The organism is Streptomyces synnematoformans (assembly GCF_039531005.1).
In the GTDB taxonomy this organism is placed as follows: Bacteria; Actinomycetota; Actinomycetes; order Streptomycetales; family Streptomycetaceae; genus Streptomyces; species Streptomyces synnematoformans.
In genome coordinates this window covers 1-2,579 of sequence record NZ_BAAAPF010000544.1, presented here as the reverse complement: position 1 = coordinate 2,579, position 2,579 = coordinate 1, and the positions used below count along the sequence as shown (strand labels likewise).

Sequence of the window (2,579 nt, the reverse complement as noted above, 5' to 3'; positions counted from 1 at the left end):
GCGCCGCCCCGCCCGCGGCGCCCGCCCCGGCGGCGGGCAGCGCGCTGGTGGGGGCGTTCGGGTCGTACGCGCCCTGCCCGGGGGCGCCGCTGCCGCTGCCGGCCGGGAGGACCTGCGTCGGGTCGGAGGCGCCCACGCCGGTGCCCGGCACCTGCGCCGGGTGCGGGTCGGCGGCCAGGAGCGCGGCGACGCCGAGGGCCGCCGTCGCCTGCTCGGGGGTGGCACCGGCGCCGATGCCGGCGGCCACGGTGCGCAGCCCGCGGGCCAGGCTCTCGGCGCTGGGGCGCTCGTCGGGGTTCTTGCGCAGGCAGGACTGGACGACGGTCCACATCGGGTCCGGCAGGCCCGGCGGGCGCTGGGCCTCCTGGCTGAGGTGCTGGTGGAGCACCTCAAGGGCGGAGCTGCCCGCGAAGGGCGGCCGGCCGGTGAGCAGCTCGTACAGCAGGATGCCGGCGCCGTAGACGTCCACGGCGGAGGTCTGCGGGCGGCCCTCGGCGGACTCGGGCGCCACGTACGCGGGGGTGCCCACGAACTCGTGGGTGCGCGTCAGGCCCGGGGAGTCCGCGAGCCGGGCGATGCCGAAGTCGGTGAGCATCGGCCGCATCCGGCCGGCCCCGCCGGGGTCCGCGCCGCCGGCGAGCAGGACGTTCGCGGGCTTGAGGTCGCGGTGGACGATGCCGTCGGCGTGGCTGGCGGCCAGCGCGTCCGCGATCTGGGCGGTCAGCAGCGCGGCGCCGACGGGCGAGAACGGGCCGTTCTCGCGGAGGTAGCGGTGCAGGTCGGGACCGTCCACGAGGTCCATGACCAGGGCCAGCAGATCGCCCTCGACGACGAGGTCGCGGGTGCGGACGATGTTCGGGTGGGTGAGGCGGAGGAGCGCGGAGCGCTCGCGCAGGAACCGCATCACCACGTCAGGGTCGCCGGCCAGCTCCTCCTTGAGGACCTTGATGGCGAGCACCTCGCCCGGGCTGCCCGCCACCGCGGCTTCCGCCCCCGCCGTCTCGCGCTGGCGGCCACGCCACACGGTGCCCGTGGCGCCGCGCCCGAGCGGCTCTTCGAGCAGGTATTTGCTGCCTACCGGCCGCACGTCATGCGCTCCCTGGTCGTGATCGTTCCCGTGGCCCGCGGACCGGTCGGTCCGGGCGCCATCTGCACCACTCTAGCCGCGTCACCGGGACGCCCGCCGGGCTCCGGCCGGAGCCCGGCCGGGGGTGCGGGCGACGCGGGGGCCGGGCCGGTTCCGGCGGCCCCGGTTCCGCCTCTGGCCACCGGTTTCCCGGCGGGCCCCCTGATCTCCGTGCGCGTCTGCTGCGGCGCCGTCCTGTGCCCCGTTGTCCCTGTGCCGCGTTGATGTGCTCGATGTGCTCGATGTGCTCGTGCAGACGCCGTACCCCGTTCCCGGCGTCCGCTCACCCGTTCCGCGCCACCGAATCGCCCGGAGGCGGCCGTTTCGTGACGCCCGTTCGAAGAAAGGACGTCAGCGTCCCGGCCCATGGTTGCCCCGCAGAGCTGACGAAGGAGACAGAGACGATCCGGAACAGCCCATTTTAGGTCGGAGTTGAGACAGGAAGCGGCCATACAAGATCCACCAACGCCGGTCCCGCAGCGTGCTGTCGGTGAGAGATGGGAATATGACTGCTGCCCTCGAATCGGCCCTGCCCAGGGAAGGGAGCGGTGACCGGCATGCAGATCCGGCTGACCGTCCAGGCGACGCGCGGCGGTGCCGCCGCCCGCGGTCGCGATGTGATCGTCACCGCACCTGCCGGCACGACACTGGGCGCCGTCGCCGGAGGGCTGCTCGACGCCGCGGCCGCCGCCTCCGGCGGCGGCACCGCGAGCGGCACGGGGGGCACGGGCGTCCCGGTCTACGCGGGACACCGCCTCCTCGACCCGGACCGCACCCTGCTCGGCGAACCCCCGCTGGTCGACGGCGCGGTGCTGAGCCTCGGCGGCCCCGCGGACCCGGGCCACGGCCGCCCCCCGGCGGCGGGCGCGGAGTCCGCCGCGGAGGCCGCCGCGGCGGTCACCAGCCTGCGGGTGGTGGCGGGCCCCGACGCCGGCGGGGTCCACCTGCTGCACGGCGGCCAGATCAGGATCGGCAGATCGGCGGACGCCGACGTTCCGCTGGACGACCCGGACGTCTCGCGGCTCCACTGCGCGCTGACGGTCGCGCCCGACGGGCGGATCACGGTGGCGGACCTGGGCTCCACGAACGGCACGACGGTCGACGGCACGGCGGTGGGCCGCACCCCGGTGCCGCTGTCGGCGGACGCGGTGCTGCGGGTGGGCGAGTCAGCCCTGCGGATCGCCGCGCCGCCGGGGCGCGGAGGCGCGGAGGGCGCCGGGGCGGGTGCGGGCGGAGGCGGGGGTGCGGGACTGGGCGCGGGGTCGGCGGAGCACAGCCGGGTTCCGGAGCAGCGCCGGCCGCACGAACGGGGCTCGACGACGAGCGGGCTGGGGGGCGGCTGGCCGGCGGGCGGCGGCCCGGGGCACGAGGGCGGCGGCACCGGCACCGGGCACGCCGAGGGCGACGCAGGCGCGGGGACGGGAAGTCGGAGGCCAAGCGGTCTTAGGAAGAC

General features: G+C 76.9%; 1 protein-coding gene. It reads right to left on the bottom strand.

Annotated elements, in window-relative coordinates; all coding sequences use genetic code 11:
* Nucleotides 1-1,087 (bottom strand): serine/threonine-protein kinase (locus ABD317_RS35740; RefSeq protein WP_344296006.1); only part of this gene is annotated, 1,087 nt, incomplete at its 3' end.
* Nucleotides 1,088-2,579: the final 1,492 nt, after the last annotated feature.